The organism is Marivirga harenae, from assembly GCF_030534335.1.
Taxonomy (GTDB): domain Bacteria; phylum Bacteroidota; class Bacteroidia; order Cytophagales; family Cyclobacteriaceae; genus Marivirga; species Marivirga harenae.
On record NZ_CP130565.1, the window covers coordinates 4,199,906 to 4,218,165 of the forward strand.

At 35.4% G+C, this 18,260-nt stretch carries 17 protein-coding genes; 3 read left to right on the forward strand and 14 right to left on the reverse strand.

Features of this window, described 5'->3' with window-relative positions:
- Positions 1-10: 10 nt before the first annotated feature.
- The 5 genes from Q3Y49_RS17945 to Q3Y49_RS17965 all read right to left on the reverse strand — a co-directional run bounded on the left by Q3Y49_RS17945 (position 11) and on the right by Q3Y49_RS17965 (position 3,960).
- Positions 11-598, reverse strand: coding sequence for a DUF6624 domain-containing protein (locus Q3Y49_RS17945; protein WP_303270013.1), 588 nt, complete (start codon positions 596-598; stop codon positions 11-13).
- Positions 599-680: 82 nt separating this feature from the next.
- Positions 681-1,688 (reverse strand): ligase-associated DNA damage response exonuclease, encoded by a 1,008-nt coding sequence (locus Q3Y49_RS17950; protein ID WP_303270014.1) that lies wholly within the window; start codon positions 1,686-1,688, stop codon positions 681-683.
- A gap of 19 nt (positions 1,689-1,707) precedes the next feature.
- Complete coding sequence (locus Q3Y49_RS17955) at positions 1,708-2,163, reverse strand: MarR family winged helix-turn-helix transcriptional regulator (protein ID WP_303270015.1); 456 nt, start codon at positions 2,161-2,163, stop codon at positions 1,708-1,710.
- 61 nt (positions 2,164-2,224) lie between these two features.
- Positions 2,225-3,442: a chorismate-binding protein gene (locus Q3Y49_RS17960; protein WP_303270016.1), complete on the reverse strand. Its 1,218-nt coding sequence runs from the start codon at positions 3,440-3,442 to the stop codon at positions 2,225-2,227.
- 2 nt (positions 3,443-3,444) lie between these two features.
- Positions 3,445-3,960: a hotdog fold thioesterase gene (locus tag Q3Y49_RS17965; protein WP_303270017.1), complete on the reverse strand. Its 516-nt coding sequence runs from the start codon at positions 3,958-3,960 to the stop codon at positions 3,445-3,447.
- A 15-nt stretch (positions 3,961-3,975) separates the two neighbouring features.
- On the opposite strand from Q3Y49_RS17965, the gene Q3Y49_RS17970 reads away from it, so the two are divergent.
- Entirely contained in the window at positions 3,976-4,596 is a 621-nt protein-coding gene (locus tag Q3Y49_RS17970; protein WP_303270018.1) for a histidine phosphatase family protein, read from the forward strand.
- A 506-nt stretch (positions 4,597-5,102) separates the two neighbouring features.
- Here Q3Y49_RS17970 and Q3Y49_RS17975 read toward each other — a convergent pair.
- Both Q3Y49_RS17975 and Q3Y49_RS17980 read right to left on the reverse strand, forming a co-directional pair.
- The gene (locus Q3Y49_RS17975; protein ID WP_303270019.1) at positions 5,103-6,443 is read right to left on the reverse strand and encodes a short-chain fatty acid transporter; all 1,341 of its coding nucleotides are present in this window, start codon (positions 6,441-6,443) and stop codon (positions 5,103-5,105) included.
- A 60-nt stretch (positions 6,444-6,503) separates the two neighbouring features.
- Positions 6,504-7,508, reverse strand: coding sequence for an acyl-CoA reductase (locus Q3Y49_RS17980; protein ID WP_303270020.1), 1,005 nt, complete (start codon positions 7,506-7,508; stop codon positions 6,504-6,506).
- Positions 7,509-7,695: 187 nt separating this feature from the next.
- Here Q3Y49_RS17980 and Q3Y49_RS17985 point away from each other — a divergent pair, with 187 nt between their 5' ends.
- Positions 7,696-8,139: an OsmC family protein gene (locus Q3Y49_RS17985; protein WP_303270021.1), complete on the forward strand. Its 444-nt coding sequence runs from the start codon at positions 7,696-7,698 to the stop codon at positions 8,137-8,139.
- A gap of 38 nt (positions 8,140-8,177) precedes the next feature.
- Here Q3Y49_RS17985 and Q3Y49_RS17990 read toward each other — a convergent pair whose 3' ends face one another.
- The 7 genes from Q3Y49_RS17990 to Q3Y49_RS18020 all read right to left on the reverse strand — a co-directional run bounded on the left by Q3Y49_RS17990 (position 8,178) and on the right by Q3Y49_RS18020 (position 16,005).
- Positions 8,178-8,849 carry a KdsC family phosphatase gene (locus Q3Y49_RS17990; RefSeq protein ID WP_303270022.1) on the reverse strand — a complete coding sequence of 224 codons (672 nt, stop codon included), beginning with the start codon at positions 8,847-8,849 and terminating at the stop codon, positions 8,178-8,180.
- A 78-nt stretch (positions 8,850-8,927) separates the two neighbouring features.
- Positions 8,928-9,761, reverse strand: a complete 834-nt coding sequence (locus Q3Y49_RS17995) for a shikimate dehydrogenase family protein (RefSeq protein WP_303270023.1) — start codon at positions 9,759-9,761, stop codon at positions 8,928-8,930.
- Positions 9,762-9,771: 10 nt separating this feature from the next.
- Positions 9,772-10,593: an ATP-grasp domain-containing protein gene (locus Q3Y49_RS18000; RefSeq protein WP_303270024.1), complete on the reverse strand. Its 822-nt coding sequence runs from the start codon at positions 10,591-10,593 to the stop codon at positions 9,772-9,774.
- 64 nt (positions 10,594-10,657) lie between these two features.
- On the reverse strand, positions 10,658-13,165 hold the full coding sequence (locus tag Q3Y49_RS18005) for a DUF5686 and carboxypeptidase regulatory-like domain-containing protein (RefSeq protein WP_303270025.1): 2,508 nt from the start codon (positions 13,163-13,165) through the stop codon (positions 10,658-10,660).
- Positions 13,166-13,303: 138 nt separating this feature from the next.
- Entirely contained in the window at positions 13,304-14,560 is a 1,257-nt protein-coding gene (locus Q3Y49_RS18010) for a hypothetical protein (protein ID WP_303270026.1), read from the reverse strand.
- 70 nt (positions 14,561-14,630) lie between these two features.
- On the reverse strand, positions 14,631-15,404 hold the full coding sequence (locus Q3Y49_RS18015) for an anti-sigma factor family protein (RefSeq protein WP_303270027.1): 774 nt from the start codon (positions 15,402-15,404) through the stop codon (positions 14,631-14,633).
- The gene (locus Q3Y49_RS18020) at positions 15,394-16,005 is read right to left on the reverse strand and encodes an RNA polymerase sigma factor (RefSeq protein WP_303272126.1); all 612 of its coding nucleotides are present in this window, start codon (positions 16,003-16,005) and stop codon (positions 15,394-15,396) included. The genes Q3Y49_RS18015 and Q3Y49_RS18020 overlap by 11 nt, the downstream gene beginning before the upstream one ends.
- A gap of 212 nt (positions 16,006-16,217) precedes the next feature.
- Here Q3Y49_RS18020 and Q3Y49_RS18025 point away from each other — a divergent pair, with 212 nt between their 5' ends.
- Entirely contained in the window at positions 16,218-18,173 is a 1,956-nt protein-coding gene (locus tag Q3Y49_RS18025) for a fructose-1,6-bisphosphatase (protein ID WP_303270029.1), read from the forward strand.
- The last annotated feature ends 87 nt before the right edge of the window (positions 18,174-18,260 follow it).

Genomic DNA, 18,260 nt, shown 5'->3' on the forward strand with positions numbered 1-18,260 from the left:
TGTTGTTTTATTAATCTAAAGCTATTTTATTCTGCTTAGCATACTTTTCAATTCTTTTCAACCCCACTTTCCTTCGTCTTTTATTTACATTTTCAAAATCTTCAATTTTATTAAATCGGAAAGAAGAAGATTCTTCATCATAGTAATATTGCGTCCCATAGATTTGTGGCATCTTATTTCTGACTCTAAGTCTATCAATATAAAGTGCGTATTTACTTTTTTCAATTTTATTAGTGTAGTAGGCTTGCTCTAGTATTTCTTTAAAGCTTTCCATTTCTTCTGTTGAGGAATGCTGAATAGCTAAGAACAAGCCCATATTAGCCAGTTCTCCTATTTCTTTTTTGCTTTTCCAGCCATATTCATTCAGAAAAATGGTCACTTTTTGTAAAAGGGTTGAATCAAGATATTTCATTTCTTTGATCAACTCTTGATCCTCTGATTCAGGATTTACTTGCTGCCTAATTTTTAGGGATTTGATTGCGAGTTCCTCTATGGTTTTTGCTTCTTCTTTGAAATTGTTGTTAGATTGATTTTGAGAATAAGACGAGATTGAAATTATATAGAAAATAGAAATGGCAAGGAATAGATGGTTTTTCATTTATATATAGATTAATAGTTTAGTGACTTTAAAACGAACATAGGGCAAAATTAATTATGCTTAAAGTAAATTATTGCGAACTTCACAACTCACTATCCAAGCTCTCCCCCTCAATTTGACTATTTAACCTAATCGCATTTAGCCCTTTTTCCTCTTTCAGATATTTAGTGAATACATTGGAGTATCCATGCGTAGAATATACCGTTTGAGCTTCTGATAACTTTACAGCTTCCAACAATCCATTCCAGTCCGCATGGTCTGAAAGTACAAAACCTCTATCTGCAGCTTTTCTTCTTCTAGTCCCTCTCAACATCATCCAACCTGAAGCAATTCCTGTACTGTAAGGCGCTAATTTTTTCATCCAGGGGGTTCCAATTGAAGCAGGAGTTGCAATCACTAAATTTCCTGCATAGTTTTTCTTGGGAATATCATTTGTGATTTTTATAGTTTCAGGTAAATCTAATCCTGTTGCTCTAAGAGCTTCGGTAGCATTTTCTACAGCGCCATGAGTATAAATTTCGCCAATCTTAGTGTCTACATTTTTCATAATTCTTTGAGCCTTGCCCAAAGCATATGCAAAAATTACAGAGGTCTTCCCTTCCTCCTTATTCTTCCTCCACCAAGTATTTATTTCTCCGAAAGTCTCATTTTGGGGTTTCCATTGGTAAATAGGTAAGCCAAAAGTAGTTTCCGTTACAAATTCGTGACATTTTACCGACTCAAAAGGAGTTGATAATCCATCATCTTCCAATTTGTAATCACCCGAAACAACTGCAACTTTACCGTTAAACTCTAGTCTGATCTGAGCGGAACCTGGGATATGTCCCGCTGGGTGAAAACTAACTTTGACACCATTAATAGAAATATTGTTATTGTAGTCAATTGTTTCAATTTGAATATCATGCCCTAATCTTTGTTGCATGATATGCTTAGACTGTGGATGCGCTAAATAATAACGATGTCCCGGTCGAGAGTGATCTGCATGTCCGTGGGTGATTAAAGCCTTTTTGACTGGGCGCCAGGGATCAATATAGAATTCTCCCTTTGCACAATAGATTCCCTTATTAGTAAATTGAAGAAGTGAACTCATTTCTATTTAACACCGCCAATCAGTCTTTGTTTTTGTTTACTTTAGCAACAATCCGAAACAATTCATGGATCTCTTCTAGATCTAAAGGCGCAAAAAATGTTGCCATTTTATCATTAATTACTGGTTCAATATTTTGTATCAAGGTGGTGCCTTTAATATTTATGGATATCGCTGAATTTCTTTTATCAAATGATTGCCTAGCTCTATTAATTAAACCCTTATCTACCAGTCTTTGTACTATTCTAGAGATATCTGGGACATTTTCTTTTAATTGAATTTTTACTTCATTAAGGTTCATCGCTTTATCCGATTGCCCTTTTAATATTTTCAATACCTCGAATTGTTGTCGAGTGATGTCAAAAGCCTTTAACTCTCTAGCAATATTGTAGGATAACTTCTGTTGACAGCTTAATAATGTCGAAAAGGTTTGACTAATTAATTTTTGAGAATTTACATTTTCTGGCCAAGCTGACATCCTTTGCTTCGATAAATTGTAATGATTAACCGACTAATAAACTAAAATTAAGGATTAAACTTTAATTTCCGAAAATAATATCGGATAAAACTTGACATTTCATTTCTGTTTCCTCCCATTCTTTTTCTGGCTTTGAATCTTCAGTTATCCCTGCCCCAGCATAAAAAGTGACAGAATGATTACTAATTTGGCAACACCGCAAGTTGACAAATAAATGACTTAAACCCTCTGAATGTACAGGACCTAAAAACCCACTAAAATAACTTCTATTGTGCTTTTCTTGCTTAGTCAAGAAGTCTAACGCAGCCTCTTTTGGCATTCCACAAACTGCTGATGTCGGATGCAGTAATTTTAACATTACAGATCCCAATTCTGGAAAGTTGGTAGTGGAGGTATTAACTTTGAAAGTGGTTTTTAAATGGAGAAGATTTCCCGCTTGAATGGTTTTTGGCCCAATTTCATCAAATTCTCTTAATCTAATTTTCTTGAAGCAATTGATAATATAGCGAGAGACAAATGCTTGTTCTTCAATTTCTTTCTGTGTCCAAGTCGTGTCTGCTATGCTTTTTACCGATTTCGACTGCGTCCCTGCCAAAGCCATGGTTTTAAAATATTCCCCCTTTTGTTCTTCAATTAAAGTTTCTGGGCTAGCTCCAAACCAGAGACCTGTTTTGGCTGAAAATGTCAAGTTTACAAATGCATTAGGATACTTACGACAAGCCTCTACAAAAGCCTGACCTATATTAATATCGTTCTTATGATCAATGCTTTTAACTTTTGAAGGCACCACTTTATAAAATTTTTCCCTCTTTATGTGCTCTATACTTTGCTCCACCATTTTGATATAATCAGATGATGAAGTTGACAGAGTGAATTGGTCTCTGCTTAACAAGGTGAAATCAAATCGGCTGGCTTTATCGATTTTTTCTTCAATTTCTTCTGTGGGTGATTTTCTCCATTCAACAGAGACAAGTTTATCAGTACTGGTTGTAGAAATCTCTAAATCAATTTGTGCTAAAATATCGGCATTGAAATGAACAATTTTATCTATATTGATTTGAAATGGATGCATCAAGAAACCGGAAGAAAGGTCCTCTAGATTTAGATCATTAATATTTTTGGCTCCCGATAAATCACACAAAATCTGAATCTTTGATTCATTAGGAAGTCTATAAATAGCTACTGCAGCATTTAATTGCTGAGCGAAAGCCAAAAACTTATGTAGATGTGCGGCTGCTGTCAGCCTTTTTTGCTTTATGCTTAAAATCTCTCTTTCCAATATTATTTTTTAACCACTGCCATTGTAATACGACTAACACATATCAATTGTTCACGCTCATTCATTATTTCAATATGCCAAACCTGTGTAGTTCGACCAATGTGGACTGGCGTTGTTTTACCATATACCCACCCTTCTTTAATGCCACGTATATGATTGGCGTTTATGTCTAGCCCCACACAATAGAATTTTGCTGGATCAACCATCAGCATTGCAGCCACACTGCCCAAAGTTTCAGCTAAGACCACAGATGCACCACCATGCAATAAGCCATAAGGCTGGTGGGTTCTTTTGTCAACTGGCATTTTGGCCACTAAATAATTATCACCTATTTCAGTAAAACTCATCCCTAATACTTCAGAGATGGTGTTTTTACCTAATTTATTGAGTTCTTCCACACTAGGCTTTTGAAGAAATTTTCTATCCATAGCTATTACACTAAATCTGTTTTGTATTTTCGAGCCGAAAATTACGGATTCAGATTCAATAATGAACAATATTTCCTGAATTTGATTCATTCAGAAATCACAATTATGATTAAAGATATCTATATAGTTCGCCACGGACAAACTGACTTCAATTTAAAAGGAATAGTTCAGGGCAGTGGTGTTGACGCTTCGCTAAATGATACAGGCAGAAAACAAGCTGCGGAATTTTTTAAAGCTTATGGCCATTTCCCTTTTGATAAATTATATATCTCGAATTTGAAAAGGACTTATGAATCGGTAAAAGAATTTATCGATCAAGGACTTTCTTTTGAAAAGCTGTCGGGCTTAAATGAAATCAGTTGGGGCACTCGTGAAGGACAGCCTTTTACGCCTGAGGAAAATAAATATTATTACGCCATGTTGGATAGATGGAAAAATGGAGAAACATCCTTGCCTGTTGAAGGCGGAGAGTCTCCAGATCAGGTGGCGATGCGTCAATTGGATGCTATGAAATATATTATGAGCAAACAGGAAGAGCGTAAAGTGTTGATTTGCATGCATGGTAGAGCAATGCGAATTTTATTGGCTCAGCTATTCAATTATCCACTTTCTGATATGGACATCTTTCAACATTCGAATTTAGCTTTATATCATATCAGAGCAACAAAGAATATGTTTCAGATGGTGAAGTATAATGATAAAGGGCATTTGAGTGCTGGTATTTAAAGAATGATAAAACAAGTTTATAAAGGCAAGGAGAAACTAAACTTCTATTCTTTTTACTTCTTCTCAATTTCTTTTCTCCTATAATGAGCAATGGTAGCTAATTAATTAAATGATATCCTCGGTCGGTGGCTTACCGACCAAAAGCACCTAGCTGGAATAGGTGGTCGGTTTGCCACCGACCTTGGAAACTGGAATGCTATTTATTTAAGATATAAGCCATATCTTTTACTGAAATCCTAAAAAATAACCAAGGTTATTTTTCTTTGTGTTCTCTTGTCTCTTTTATGGTGGAAATATGCTGCCGATTGTACCTGCTCACAAGCATTATTATTTAATCACAAAAGATTCAAAAGAAAACAAAGGTTTTTCGCTAAAGCGAAAATCGCATTTAGGAAATTTCCTTAACGTAATAACAATCAGGGGGCTACAAGGGGGTGATGCGATCTGCATTTAAAAAAAAGTTATACGTCTTAATGTTCGATTTTCAAACCATAAATACTTGAAAACTAAAAAACCAACAATCCTCCAATAAAAATCAAACTACCTAAAATCAAAGCAAATAGACTGTAAGGCAGGATATCTTTAGCTTTCAGTTGTGTTATCCCCAATAGAGGCAAGGCCCAAAATGGCTGCAGCATATTGGTAATCTGGTCGCCATAAGACAGTGCCATTACTATTTTGGGAATGGGAATGTTTAAAGCTTGTGCTGCTTCTACCACAATTGGACCTTGCACAGCCCATTGTCCGCCACCAGAAGGGACGAAAAAATTCACTAAGCCAGCACTGAAAAAAGTTAAAATTGGAAATGATGTAGCTGTAGATATAGAAACAAAAAAATCGGATATTAAAATCACCAAGCCGGAATATTTCATGATTCCCATTATTCCAGAGTAAAGAGGAAACTGAATTACGATTCCACTCACTCCTTGAATACCAGAATTCACAGCTGACATAAATTTTGCTAGGCTGCCATGAAGTAAAATCCCAAAAGTAAGGAATAGAAAATTGACAAAATTCAAATCCATAAATGCCTGATTGGATTGCAATTTGTCTACTGCAAATAATAGAGCACTTATGAGCATCACTCCACCTAAAGCATAAGCTATCCAAGCCTTGTTTTCACTGTCATTTGATTGGCTCTCTTTAACTTTTTCTTCTGTATAAGTTAGTATTGATTGATAATCAGAGTTTGACTTAAAATATTTCCCTAATAGGTAGAACAAAGCTGGCACGGCAATCAAAATCACAAAACTTATGATAATATTCATAGTAGAAAACAGCGTTTCGGAAATACTGATGACCCCTATTTTATCTACTAAAAAATGCTTTGCTTCTGCTACTTTCAAGGGTGCAGAAGCTGACAATCCACCATGCCAAACCATCATTCCTGAATAACCCGCAGCACCTAATATTCCATAGTTGAAGGATTTATTTTGCGCTGTGAAATTCTCGCCAATTCTTCTACTCAATATGGCACCAAAAACCAGGCATAGCCCCCAGTTTAGAAAACTCATGATAATGGTGAAAAAACTAATTAAAAATCCTGCCTGTGCAGTGTTTTTGGGAATAGAAGCAATTTTGTGAATAATTCTGGAAAAGAAAGGTGTCAGGGCAAGCGTATGGCCTAAAAGTAGAATGAGTACCATTTGCATGGTAAAAGCCAATAACTCCCAAAATCCTGTTTGCCAATAACCTAAAATGCTTTGCGATTGCTCCAGTACATTCCCCTCTTGAGCTGTAAATAACAAAGCAAGAAAAAATGTAATTCCGCTTAATAGAATTGCTATCACAAAGGGTGAAGGAAGAAATCGTTCTACTAGCTTAATATAGGATGTGGAAAAAGACATTTAGCAGTTTTCTTGAAAATTACACGCCTAGATCTAATTGTCCAAAAATGTAGCCTTGAATTAATTTAAATCTGAAAGAAATTCTAAAGTATCCACTCCATCCGCATAGTCCCATAGCTCTGGCTGTTGTGCTTTTCCTGGTTCTATTTCAGCGCCCTGTTGTACTACGCATTGGATTTGCTCTTTTTGTTTTGAGAGCTTTTCTTCTAATTCCTTATCGCTCTTGTAAAATTCATAAAACAGTACTGATATGGGAGAAACTAAAGCTTCGTCCTCTTTCATCAGGAAAAAACCTGAGTCTAAATGGGGCTCGTCATTTACTAAATAGATTGATTTATTGTAATCATAATTATTTACCCATTTATGATGATCTGCCACCCATTTAAAGCCTTCTAAAGCCTTGATGAATGGAGAAAAATCAAATCCTTCGGGTACTAGTAGCTTACTTACATTTCGACATCCCAGACCATAATATTGAAAAATATCTTTACCCAAAGCTTGAATTTCTTCTTCAGAGTCCTTTCCTGTTAAAACGGCTACTGAGCTTCTGTTTTTGCGGATTATATTAGGGTATTTACCAAAATATTGCTCAAAATATCTCGCAGAATTATTACTACCTGTTGCTATCACGGCATCAAAACCACCAATAGTCTCTTGAGTCAGTTCAATCTTATTTTCAAATTCTGGATTGATAGCCACTAACTTTTCAACAATTTCTTTCAATAGATATGGATCCTGAGAACTTAATTTGGCAATAACACTATGTCCTGAAATCAATACGGATAAGAAATCGTGAAAACCAACAAGTGGAATATTTCCCGCCATGATAACGGCTATCTTTTTAGAACTTTCTTCAGCTAAATCATATTTTTCTATCCATTGCTCTAGTTTTTCAGTCTCTAACATCCTACCTAAAGCCTTAACTGCATGCACTACATTTTCACGAGTAAACCAGTTATTATGGGCTGTTGCTCGGAAATACCATTCATCCAATTCGGATTCACTCATATTTCGTAATTGTTCTCCTAAAGTCTTAAAGGCTTCTAATCTCACTGATAAATTCATGGATACTAAAGATTTGAATATTGAAATGCAAAATTACAGGTTTTGAGTTAGAATTGAAACATTATGTTGAAAGTAGGAAGTCAGATGTTTTCTAAATTCAAGATGCTATCAAGTGAAAGAATCTACAATGTAACCTATAAGTGTAAGGGAGGTTAAATCATATGAACTAAAACGTAAAAATACAACTATGGCAATTAAAAGAAAAGTAACAGCAAATTGGAAAGGTACTGCAACAGATGGAAAAGGACATTTAAGCAGTTCCAATAAGTTTTTTGACAATACGCCTTATTCCTTTAAAGGTAGATTTGAAAATGAAGATGGAACTTTAGGAACAAACCCTGAAGAATTGATAGCAGCTGCGCATTCGGGCTGTTATGCTATGGCATTAAGTGTGGCTATTTCACAAGCAGGTCATACACCTGATGAAATTGACGCTCAGGCAGAAGTGGTTTTAGATAAAGAAGGAGAGGGCTTTGCCATTAAAGAGATTAAATTGACCGTAAAAGGTAAAGTTAGTGGTTTGTCCGAAAAAGAATTTTTAGAAATGGCAGAAGGCGCTAAAGAAGGATGCCCTATTTCAAAAGCATTAAGTGCTGTGCCTATTTCATTGAATGCAAGCTTTGAATCATAATTCAAAAGGCATGGCTTAAGGTCATGCCTTCTTTTTTATTACCCGACTGGTTCATCTAATAAATAGAAGTCAATAAATTCTCTTACACAACCTTTTCCGCCCTTGGTATCTAGAACTAAATCCACGGTTTCTTTCACTCTTAAAACTGCATCAGCAGGACAAGCAGAAAAACCTACTGCTTTCATGACCGCTAAGTCGTTGATGTCATCGCCTATAATGGCGACTTCAGATAGTTTAATGTCTAGTTTTTCGCACCAATCTAAAAGGATATCAATTTTAGGCTCGCTTCCTACATAAAGGTTTTTGATATTCAGCATTTCAGCACGGACTTTCACCATCTTGATTTTATGAGCGGAAGAAATAATACCCGTTTGAATGCCAAACTTCTCCAGGGCTTTTATAGCCATTCCATCTTTGGCATTGTATTTTTTGAACTGATCGCCATTTTCAGTAAAGAACATTCCCGCATCAGTCATAACACCGTCCACATCCAAAATCAAAAGTTTAATGTCCTCAATTTTAGATTTATCAACAAACATTGGTCTACAGAGCATATTAGCATAATCTAATTCACTTTCAGCACAAAAAAGTTTAAAATCACCTAGAGAAAGTTGATCCAATCTTTGAATGTTAAAACCATCTAAAAAATCAGCCATTGACTTTTTTTCTCTGGCTAGATACGCTTCAATATTTCTTTTCAGTAAATCCATTGGTGTTATTTATTCAAGTCCGTAAAAGTACTAATTCTTATTGGGTTTCTATTTTAGATGTTAAATAGAATGAAAATGTTAGTCCGTAAGATTCCAGTTCTCTATTATTACTTCTGCTGATATATCTCCAATAAAGAGTTGATACTGTCGAACCAATTGTGCTTTATACATGGCACTGCCGGGAATGAATTCAATATTATTTTCTTCACAATAGCTCTTTAAGAAATTGGGTTTGTTATCCTTTTCGGGCATATTGTGACAGAAAAGCATTTTACAATTGTTTAGCAATTCGGAAAAGCCTTTTGCGTCTAAGAAATTAGGCTGTGATGAGATAGGAGTCGCATCTACTATCAGATCATAAGGTGCTGATATTTCATCATCTTTAATTCCTAAGTCCTCTTTCTTAGCATTCACTTTTTCAGGACTTCTTCCCGTCAACACTACCCTCAAGCCCAAGTCTTTCAAGATGTGGTAAGCTACTCCCGATACTCCGCCATTTCCATATATCGCTGCTGTTTTAATGGAATGCGCAGTTGATTTTAAAGCATTTTCTAAAGCCGTTTTCAATCCGATCGCATCCGTATTGAATCCATGCAGTTTGCCATTTTCATTCACTACGGTGTTAACGGCTAAGGTTTTTTTCGCAATTGGCTCTACTTCATCCAAAAAGGGAATAATCTTGGATTTAAGTCCGTCTTTACCAGTGACTGCGCCACCTCTTGAGATCGGTGAACGCAAGAGGTCAGCATAGTCTTTTGCTGCGATTTCGTGAGGAAAAGTGAAATACAGCAGATTAAGTTCTAATTTCTGAAGTGCTGAATTATGTCTTTCAATAGAGCTGGCACTTCCTGATGTAGAGAAAATGAATTTTGAATGGGGCGTTAATGATACTTTAAATCTTTGTTCTGACATGCTGTTTTACTTAAAAAGTGATTTCCTTCATTGCTGATACAAATTTGTTTATGAATCCACTTTTTGTTTTTTCACTTAACAGATCTAAAGATAAGAATGGATTTAAATCTTCTAATTCTACCAATAATAGGCGTCCATCTCTCACTTTGCAGGCATCTACCCTTTGAATTCCTCTTTCCATATTATTCCAATCGATGAAACTCTGAGCAAATTCTAAATCCCCATTTGAAGGCTCATAGACTTTTAATTCCCATCTTTTACTTTTATCTGGTGCGTATAAGGCATATTGAAATTCATTATTGATGAAATAAAAGGAAACCTCATATTCAAAATTAATAAACGGCTGGATAAGCTTACTATTCAAATCGGCTTTACTTAATTCCTCTTGAGTCACTTTTTCCATACCAATAGAATCTGCTCCATTTTTAAGCTTGATGATATACTGTGGAGATGGTGGAAGTGAATTCAAATCAGCGATCTTGTCAACGGTAGGAATAACTGGGAAATTTATTGAAAATAAATCAAGCAAATATTGCTTCCCTTTCATATCAGCTTTTCCATCAAATGAATTGAAAGTTGGAATTCCTTTTTGCTTTACTGCTTCTACAAATTCATTGAAATAGTCTTGATAGTAGGCCACTGGTCCTGTATTTCTGAACACGATAAAATCAGCTTTAGCCAAAAAGGCTAATGCCTGCTGCGGATTGCCAATTAAGATATTGAAATGTGCTTGCAGTTGAGAAGTGATGTATAGATCTTCTTCATAGTAATTTCTGCCTTTGGCTGGGTAGTAAAGGTCTGAGAGATATAATAAGGTCGATTTTTTGGACATCTTGTTTGAACTTCACATTACTACTTTAAACTAACTTTAAATTTATTAAAAAATCGGATCATAATTAAAAAGAGGAAGTAAGAATAAAACCATGCTGCAAAAAGCGTTCATTTTCATACCCAAAATAATAATTAAGTCGAATTGGTAAAAAGGAAGATGTTAATCCAACACCTAGCTCAAGCAATCTGGGACTCTCTGCTGTTTGTAAATAATTAGCCATGAAATAAGACTTAAGTCCAATTTTCTTCAAGAGTGGTACACGTCCCAAAATAGCACCATCAAAATCATGCTCGAAATTGGCTCCTACAAAATACTCTGAGGTACTATGTTGATAATAGTCAAGTAATTGGAATGCTAAGCCAAATTGCCGTTGATTTTGAGAAATGAAAATTTGGTTACCCATAAAATGGAAAAAGTCGATAGGAGTCAAATTACTTCCTGTTAAATACTGTCCGTAACTGACGCTGATTTTGCTAAAACCTACAGAATTCAAACTCCATCCATCTGACACATTTCCCCAGAATCTGCTATACTCGGTATCCAGCACTCCTACATCAAAACCAATTGTGAAAACTGGATATTTAGACGACAGAGGGAGTTTCCTGCCATTTACTAAATCAAATTTCCTTTTTGGTTGATAAGAGAGCAAAAGACTACTTTTTAATAAATCATTTTGTTCAAAGGAGCGATATTGTCCTTGAATGAGCGCTTGGTTTGGACTGAATTCCCTAGCTTCTTCCTCTTCATCATACCAATTGAAATCAGAATTATTTTCTAAAGGATGCCTTTTATTAAATGAAGTTCCAAGTGTTATATCTAATCCATTTACAATCTCCCTTCTCCATTCTAAGGAAATAAAATCATTCCTGTAAAGCTTTTGGAAATTTTGCTTTTCAAATACAGTATATAACATGTTCAAATAATCGGTTATCAAAGGCCTTCCTGATATTTGATTTATATAGTTTCCGCCTTCCAATTCAATAAAACTGATATTTGCAGGATTCAATTCATATGAAAAAGCCCCCTTGGCATAGAAATCATGACTTGCAAAACCATAGCGTAATGATGCAGAAGCTGAATATTTATGTTCATTCTTAAACTGATCTTGGAAAGTTAAGCTAGGCTTTATTACACCACCCTCCACAGTATTAAAAGTAAAAATACCTACATCCAATCCTAGTTTTTCGCTGAGATTCCATTCACCTTCTGCCATGGCCTTTCTATAGAATTGCAAGGGATTTGGTTTCTTTTCTTTTGCGATGAGGCTTTGGTATAAGCTGTCATTATCACTTTTTTCAAGTTCAAAAGAATTTCCTTTGGTAGCCCTGTCCATTTGGTAGGCTCGTTGCTCTTCCTCTGTCAATTCAACTTGCCTCGTAGATTCCCACCATGAGGCAGGCTTTGAGTAGTCAGATTTATCAATTAGCTTATTAAGTTGCTCCGATTGCTCAGGCTTTGTAGCGCTAAAATCGTAATCATATGCTACATTATGATAGTATACTTCCAGATTACTTCCAGTCTTCTCCAAAAACAAATTAGATGAAAATGGTAGGAAAGTCCCAGTTTCATCATTTTTAATTGTTTGAGTTCTGATTTCTATATCCCCAGCCATACTCTTTAAAAAGATGTGAGACTGGTAAATTCTCCAACTGCCATCAATAATATAAATTTCTCCAGTAAACGTATTCCTATCGTTTCCTTTAGGAATTAGCTTGATTTTATGAGTAGTAAAACCAGCCTCTTCAAAGGATCCCAGAAAATCGTAATCATAAAAGCTAAATGCATCAGTAGCAATTGGAGATGCAATTCTTATTTGTGCCATTTGAGACCCTACCGAGAATGGTCTGTTTTGATACAAATCTATAAATACAGGATTATTTTCGCTCGCACTCAAATCATCTCCCAGAACCAAGGATGCTTTTAATTCCTGTAATTTCTTATCTTGTTCATATTGATAAACCCTATTGACAGATTCAGACAGATAGAATATCCCATTTTTAGGTGTAAGCATCGTTCCAAAAAAGTTAATCATATTATCTGAATTAGTCTCGGCCTTGCCAAAAAGCTTAGTATAAATACTATAACTTATGTTTTTATTTTCGCTTAAGTACTTCTCTCGACTTTTTTGGGCATTTCGTATGATTTCATAAGCCGGATTTTCTGCTTTTGCACTTACCTCCACAGCATTTAAAAACACCTTCTCAACACTTAAGACTGGATTAATTTCAATTTTATCATTGGCATTTAGAGAAATATCACGCACTTCACTTTTATAACCAATGAATTGAAAACTGATTTTATAATCGCCTGGCTTTAGTTTTAGGGAATATTCACCATCATAATTGGTGGAAGTGCCAATTGCTTGACCTAATATCACCACATTAGTGTAAGGCATTGGTTCATCATTTTCTGATTTTACAATCCCGTATATTTCGCCATTTTGAGCCAATGTTGACTGATTGCAAAAAGTCAATAGTAGTAGAGTAAGTACTAAAAAGGTGGTTTTAAATTGAAATTGAGAAGAATTGTTTCTCATGACGGTTTGGTTCCAACCAATGAAAAATTTAATCATTTCGATAGTTTATTAAAATTGAAGCCATCATGATGGCCAGATCTCGGTTCTTGATGCAATAATACTCTGAAAACGGCATAAAAAAAACCATCTTCAATTTTGTTTGAAGATGGTTTCACTTGGGGTTTATAGTAGGGCTTACTGCATATCGCCCTTCGTTAGTTTGATTTCTTTTTTTGCTTGATTCTCATTGATCTTTCCAGATTTTAGATCTTTTAATGTTTTAGATTTTAATTGCAGTTCAAGGGTTTCTGGAATTCCGCAGCCTTCACATTGGGTAACGCTGACTTTAAAAATTAACTGCTCGCCTTCTGGCAGACTATTGACGTTTTGTGCATACTCAACAATGTTGTTTCTAAGATCCTCTTCAAATTTCGGGTATAGATCTTTGATCAGCTCATCTCTTTCCTCTTGGGAAAGATTTTTCTGTTCTTGAGTGGGTACATTCCAACCATCTGAACCAGATTTAGTAGAAGAAACCATATCCATATAAAAAATCACGCCTAAGCCTTCGATTTGTTCTGCAGGCATTCCACCGTTGATATAGTAAGTCTCTGACAAATCGCGAGCATATAGTCTTTTGATGATAGTTTGGAATAAAGTCAAATCTTTAGCCAAAGGTTTTTCTTCCTTCACTGTGTTTACAATAATTCGGCTTTTAGCTTCCTTCCTGTCAATTTTTCCAGCCTGAAAAGCTCTAATGTCCTTTACGTTGGCCTCTACAGAAAGTCTGTTCGATTTCAATTTTTCTACTCGTCCTGCATCTCTGTAAAATCTTACATCATGTCCTTTTTCCATCACCAAAATTTTGTCAGAATCTTTTAATTGACTGATAAGATGACCGTAATCTAACAGAAAATCAACAATATTTTCTCTGTTTTCCACTGCCTTTTCTTCTCTCATGCTATCCATTTGGTGGATTTTGACTTGAGCTCTTTCCATAGCAACAGCTGCTCTTTTTTCCAATTCCGCTTGTCTTACTGCCAATTCCTTTCTTCTTTCGGCTCTTTCTTTTTCAAGTTCTGCCCGAACCTCAGCCTCCATTTCTTCTTCATCTTCCATATCAATTTGTATGTCTTCTATTACTTCAAAACTTTTAGCAATAGCATTTGAAATATCAGGCATTGGAGGCATTGGCGGCATATCAGATGTAAAACCGAAACCGAAAACATTGCTTTTTGGTAGAGATAAAATCACACCATATCCTTCGATGTATTGGGTTTGCTTATCTCGGCTGTCATTGCTCCAATGGATAGATCTATTTTCATTAACCAAACTGTTTAAAACGGTTTGGGCTACTTTTAAGTCTTTGTCCATTTTTCGGCTATCAATTTCTTGCGCTAAAGTTGTGGCTACAAAAAGGCATAATGCTACTATTAAACTATATTTTTTCATCTTTCTAGTATTTAATGTTTTAAAATCTTTCTTTGCTTGAGCGAGCTTTCAAGCTCGTGCTTTAATTTTCTCAATAAGCCTGTTCTTCTTGTTGATTACTAGCTAGACTATTGATCATCTGGCCGGTCTCTATTTTGAATAAATCTTTGTCTGATTCCATCAACTCCATTTTTGCAAATAGGTAGTCCATGTCTTCTTTTCTTTGCTCTTCTATATAGTCAGCAAAATTTGTGAGTAACTGTTGAGTGTAAAGCTGTTGTTGTTCAGTACCTTCCTTCCAATAGGTTTGCATCATTTGCATATTACTTTCTTGTAATCCGGTGAGGTAATTATTGATTAGCTTTTTATTTTGTTGGCTTTGCAGAGATAAATACTTCTCTAACTCCTGTTTATCTTCTTTTCGTTCTACATCCAATTTATCTTCATAGTTGGCCAAAGCAACATTTACCATTTGTTGGATTTCTGATTTATCAAGTTGTGGATTGGATTGATTTTCATGTGTAAATGCAATTTGAAATCCACTGGTTTGCTTACTTATTTGCAGACCTGTGAATTTTCCTGCAATCATTAATAGTAGCAGGGAAGCTGCAATGGATAAAAACCATTTAAGAGCAGTTTGACCATGCTGTTTTTCAGTGCTTTTTTGTACATTAAAAAATGGAGGTGCACTTACTTTTTCATCTTCCCAGTTTCCCAATACATTTTTACCACTCTGAAAAGCTTTTAATTCTTCTTTTAGCTCATGGTTCTGAGCCAACTCCTTTTCAAATGCTTCCTTTTCTATTGAACTCATCTCATCATAGAGATAGTCCATCATTTTCGCTTTCCAATCTTCAGTTTTCATATCTTAAACTTTTTTCTGTAATGTTTTCTTTTGCTAATAATTTCCTCATATGGGAAAATGCATAGTACAATCTTGATTTAACTGTGTTTTCAGAAGTATTCAATGCCTCCGCTATTTCCCTAAATTTCAAGCCTTCATATTCTTTCATAATCAATACTTCCCTTTGATCTTTGCTGAGTTGCTGCAGACATTTTGTCAAAATATCTCCCAATTCTCCTTGCAAATAGCTTTGCTCAGGATTGCTTTCTCGTGGTTTCGAAACTTCCCATGCAGGGCTACTATCTTCCTCTTGTTTGGATAACAACTGATCAAAACTGAGCCATCGGTGTCTTTTTCCTTTTCTACTTTCTTGCCTACAAATATTCGTGACAATAGTGTAAATCCAGGGTTTGAACTTATCGCATTCTTTTAATTGCCCAATCTTATGATGCATGGCAATGAAAGTCTGCTGTGTTGCTTCTGAGGCTAAATCAGCATCGCCAAAATATTTGAAAGCATAATTATAAATACGCGGATACCACTCCCTTACCAATTCGCTCTGGGCGTAAGTGTCTCCTGTTTGAGCTTGTGATATTAAATCTTCGTTTTGCACCGCGTACATCTTGTTCAATTCAATTTATGACTTATTTGAATCTATGATGAAGGGTAAGAAGAAAAAGTTTTAACTCGGCTAAATTATTTTTAAAGTATACAGCATTTTCCATCCATTAGTTCAACCAATAAGGCAATCGGTTTAGAAAAACAGTTTGAATAAAATGATTGGTTAGTTATGATAGAAACCGTATCTTCAAATAAAGTAAGTAGCCGTAACTAATGCCATTGGACAAAAAATACCTCAAACTCCTTTCTGAAAAGTACCCAAATAAATTATCGGTTTCTACAAAAATAGTTTCATTAAGTTCAATCTTGAATTTAACCAAAGGGGCTGAGATATTCATTAGTGATGTTCATGGTGAACATGAAGCGTTCCAACATCTAATGCGCAATGGATCAGGCGTTATTAAACAGAAAATTGAGGAGCTTTTTACCTGTGAACTTTCAGCAAATGATTTGGCGCAATTGGCGACACTCATCTACTATCCTCAGGAAAAGCTAGAGTTAATCAAGGAAAATTCCGAAAATCTAAAAGCGTTTTATCTCAAAACAATTGTCAGATTAATCCAATTAACAAGAGATTTTGCTTCTATCTATGCAAGCAAAAAACTGAAGAGCTTATTACCAGAGGGCTTTAATGAAATTATTACTGAATTAGTGGCAGAACGAGATTTGGGTGATGAGAATGATTATTATGAGCATCTTATCAATAGTATTATCGAAATTGATCAAGCTGATGAATTAATTATCCAATTGTCATTTTTCATTCAAAAATTAGCCATACATAAAGTCCATATTATTGGTGATGTTTATGACAGAGGCCCAGGTGCAGAAATAATTATGGATGAGCTAATGAATCATTATTCGGTTGATTTTCAGTGGGGCAATCATGATATTGTGTGGATGGGTGCAGCATGTGGTTCAGAAGCCTGCATAGCCAATGTCCTTCGATTATCTTTAAGGTATGCCAATACCAACACTCTGGAGCGAGGCTATGGAATCAACCTATTGCCTTTGGCATCCTTTGCGCTAGAGTACTATAAAAATGATAAAGGTATTATTTTCAATCCAAAAGTAGCTCCTGATGAAATCCACAGCAGCTCAGAAGAATGGTTGAATCGGCTGATGCACAAGGCCATATCTATTATTCAATTCAAGTTGGAGCATCAGCTCGTAAAACGCAGACCTGAATTCGGTATGAATGACAGACTATTTATGTCTGAAATAGATTTAAGAAATGGGAAAGTAAAAATAGAAGGAAAATCTTATCCCTTAAAAGATCGGTATTTTCCAACTCTAGAAAATGGTAACCTTACCAAATTGCATCCTGAGGAAAGATTTTTAATGGATCAATTAGTAGAATCATTTCAAAAGAGCACTAAACTTCAAGCCCATGCTAAGTTTCTTTTTGAGAAAGGCAGCATGTATAAAGTTACCAATAAGAACTTATTGTATCATGGCTGTATTCCCTTGAATTCAAATGGTCTCTTAAAAGCAGTTCGAATCGACCACAGATCTTATAAGGGTAAAGCATTAATGGATTATTTTGATAAGCAAGTTCAATTAGCTTTTGCAGCCCGAAACGAATCCGAAGAAAAACTTAAAGGCGTAGATATTCTTTGGTACTTATGGGCTGGTCCAGACTCCCCAATTTTTGGGAAACATAAAATGGCAACATTTGAACGTTATTTCATAGAAGACAAAAGTATTCAGATCGAAAATAAGAACTACTATTACAACTACCGTGATAATGCGGAGACTTGTAAAATGATTTTGGAAGATTTTGGCCTCGGGTCTGAAGCTGTGATTCTAAATGGTCACGTTCCGGTTTCTGTAAAAGAAGGAGAAAGTCCTATAAAGGGAGCGGGAAGGCTAGTCGTTATTGACGGTGGATTTTCAAAGGCCTATCAAGATCAAACAGGAATAGCGGGATTTACTTTGATGCATAATTGCTACGGTAGACAGTTAATTGCACACGAAACTTTTGAAAGCCAGAAGATCGCAATAGCCGATGAAAAAGATATTGCTTATAGCGAAGTTTTTCTTGATCAATCAGAAAGCAAACAACGGATCAGAGACGTAGATGATGGGAAAAATATAAAAGAACGAATCGCTGATTTGAAGGAATTATTACTTGCATACAGGACTGGAGAACTAAAAGAGAAGACTATTTAAAGACTATCTTTTGGGATAAAATATACTCACAAACTACATATCATCAATATTTTATATGACCAATATTTAAAATTTCAATAAATAATT

Bases quoted from the DNA above. Each gene is read 5' to 3' on its own strand.
- Q3Y49_RS17970 (WP_303270018.1), top strand. From the start codon at position 3,976: ATGATTAAAGATATCTATATAGTTCGCCACGGACAAACTGACTTCAAT.
- Q3Y49_RS18005 (WP_303270025.1), bottom strand. From the start codon at position 13,165: ATGATTAAATTTTTCATTGGTTGGAACCAAACCGTCATGAGAAACAAT.
- Q3Y49_RS17975 (WP_303270019.1), bottom strand. From the start codon at position 6,443: ATGTCTTTTTCCACATCCTATATTAAGCTAGTAGAACGATTTCTTCCT.
- Q3Y49_RS17995 (WP_303270023.1), bottom strand. From the start codon at position 9,761: ATGTCAGAACAAAGATTTAAAGTATCATTAACGCCCCATTCAAAATTC.
- Q3Y49_RS17955 (WP_303270015.1), bottom strand. From the start codon at position 2,163: ATGTCAGCTTGGCCAGAAAATGTAAATTCTCAAAAATTAATTAGTCAA.
- Q3Y49_RS17985 (WP_303270021.1), top strand. From the start codon at position 7,696: ATGGCAATTAAAAGAAAAGTAACAGCAAATTGGAAAGGTACTGCAACA.
- Q3Y49_RS18020 (WP_303272126.1), bottom strand. From the start codon at position 16,005: ATGTACGCGGTGCAAAACGAAGATTTAATATCACAAGCTCAAACAGGA.
- Q3Y49_RS17950 (WP_303270014.1), bottom strand. From the start codon at position 1,688: ATGAGTTCACTTCTTCAATTTACTAATAAGGGAATCTATTGTGCAAAG.
- Q3Y49_RS17965 (WP_303270017.1), bottom strand. From the start codon at position 3,960: ATGAATCAAATTCAGGAAATATTGTTCATTATTGAATCTGAATCCGTA.
- Q3Y49_RS17980 (WP_303270020.1), bottom strand. From the start codon at position 7,508: ATGAATTTATCAGTGAGATTAGAAGCCTTTAAGACTTTAGGAGAACAA.
- Q3Y49_RS18025 (WP_303270029.1), top strand. From the start codon at position 16,218: ATGCCATTGGACAAAAAATACCTCAAACTCCTTTCTGAAAAGTACCCA.
- Q3Y49_RS17945 (WP_303270013.1), bottom strand. From the start codon at position 598: ATGAAAAACCATCTATTCCTTGCCATTTCTATTTTCTATATAATTTCA.
- Q3Y49_RS18010 (WP_303270026.1), bottom strand. From the start codon at position 14,560: ATGAAAAAATATAGTTTAATAGTAGCATTATGCCTTTTTGTAGCCACA.
- Q3Y49_RS18015 (WP_303270027.1), bottom strand. From the start codon at position 15,404: ATGAAAACTGAAGATTGGAAAGCGAAAATGATGGACTATCTCTATGAT.
- Q3Y49_RS17990 (WP_303270022.1), bottom strand. From the start codon at position 8,849: ATGGATTTACTGAAAAGAAATATTGAAGCGTATCTAGCCAGAGAAAAA.
- Q3Y49_RS18000 (WP_303270024.1), bottom strand. From the start codon at position 10,593: ATGTCCAAAAAATCGACCTTATTATATCTCTCAGACCTTTACTACCCA.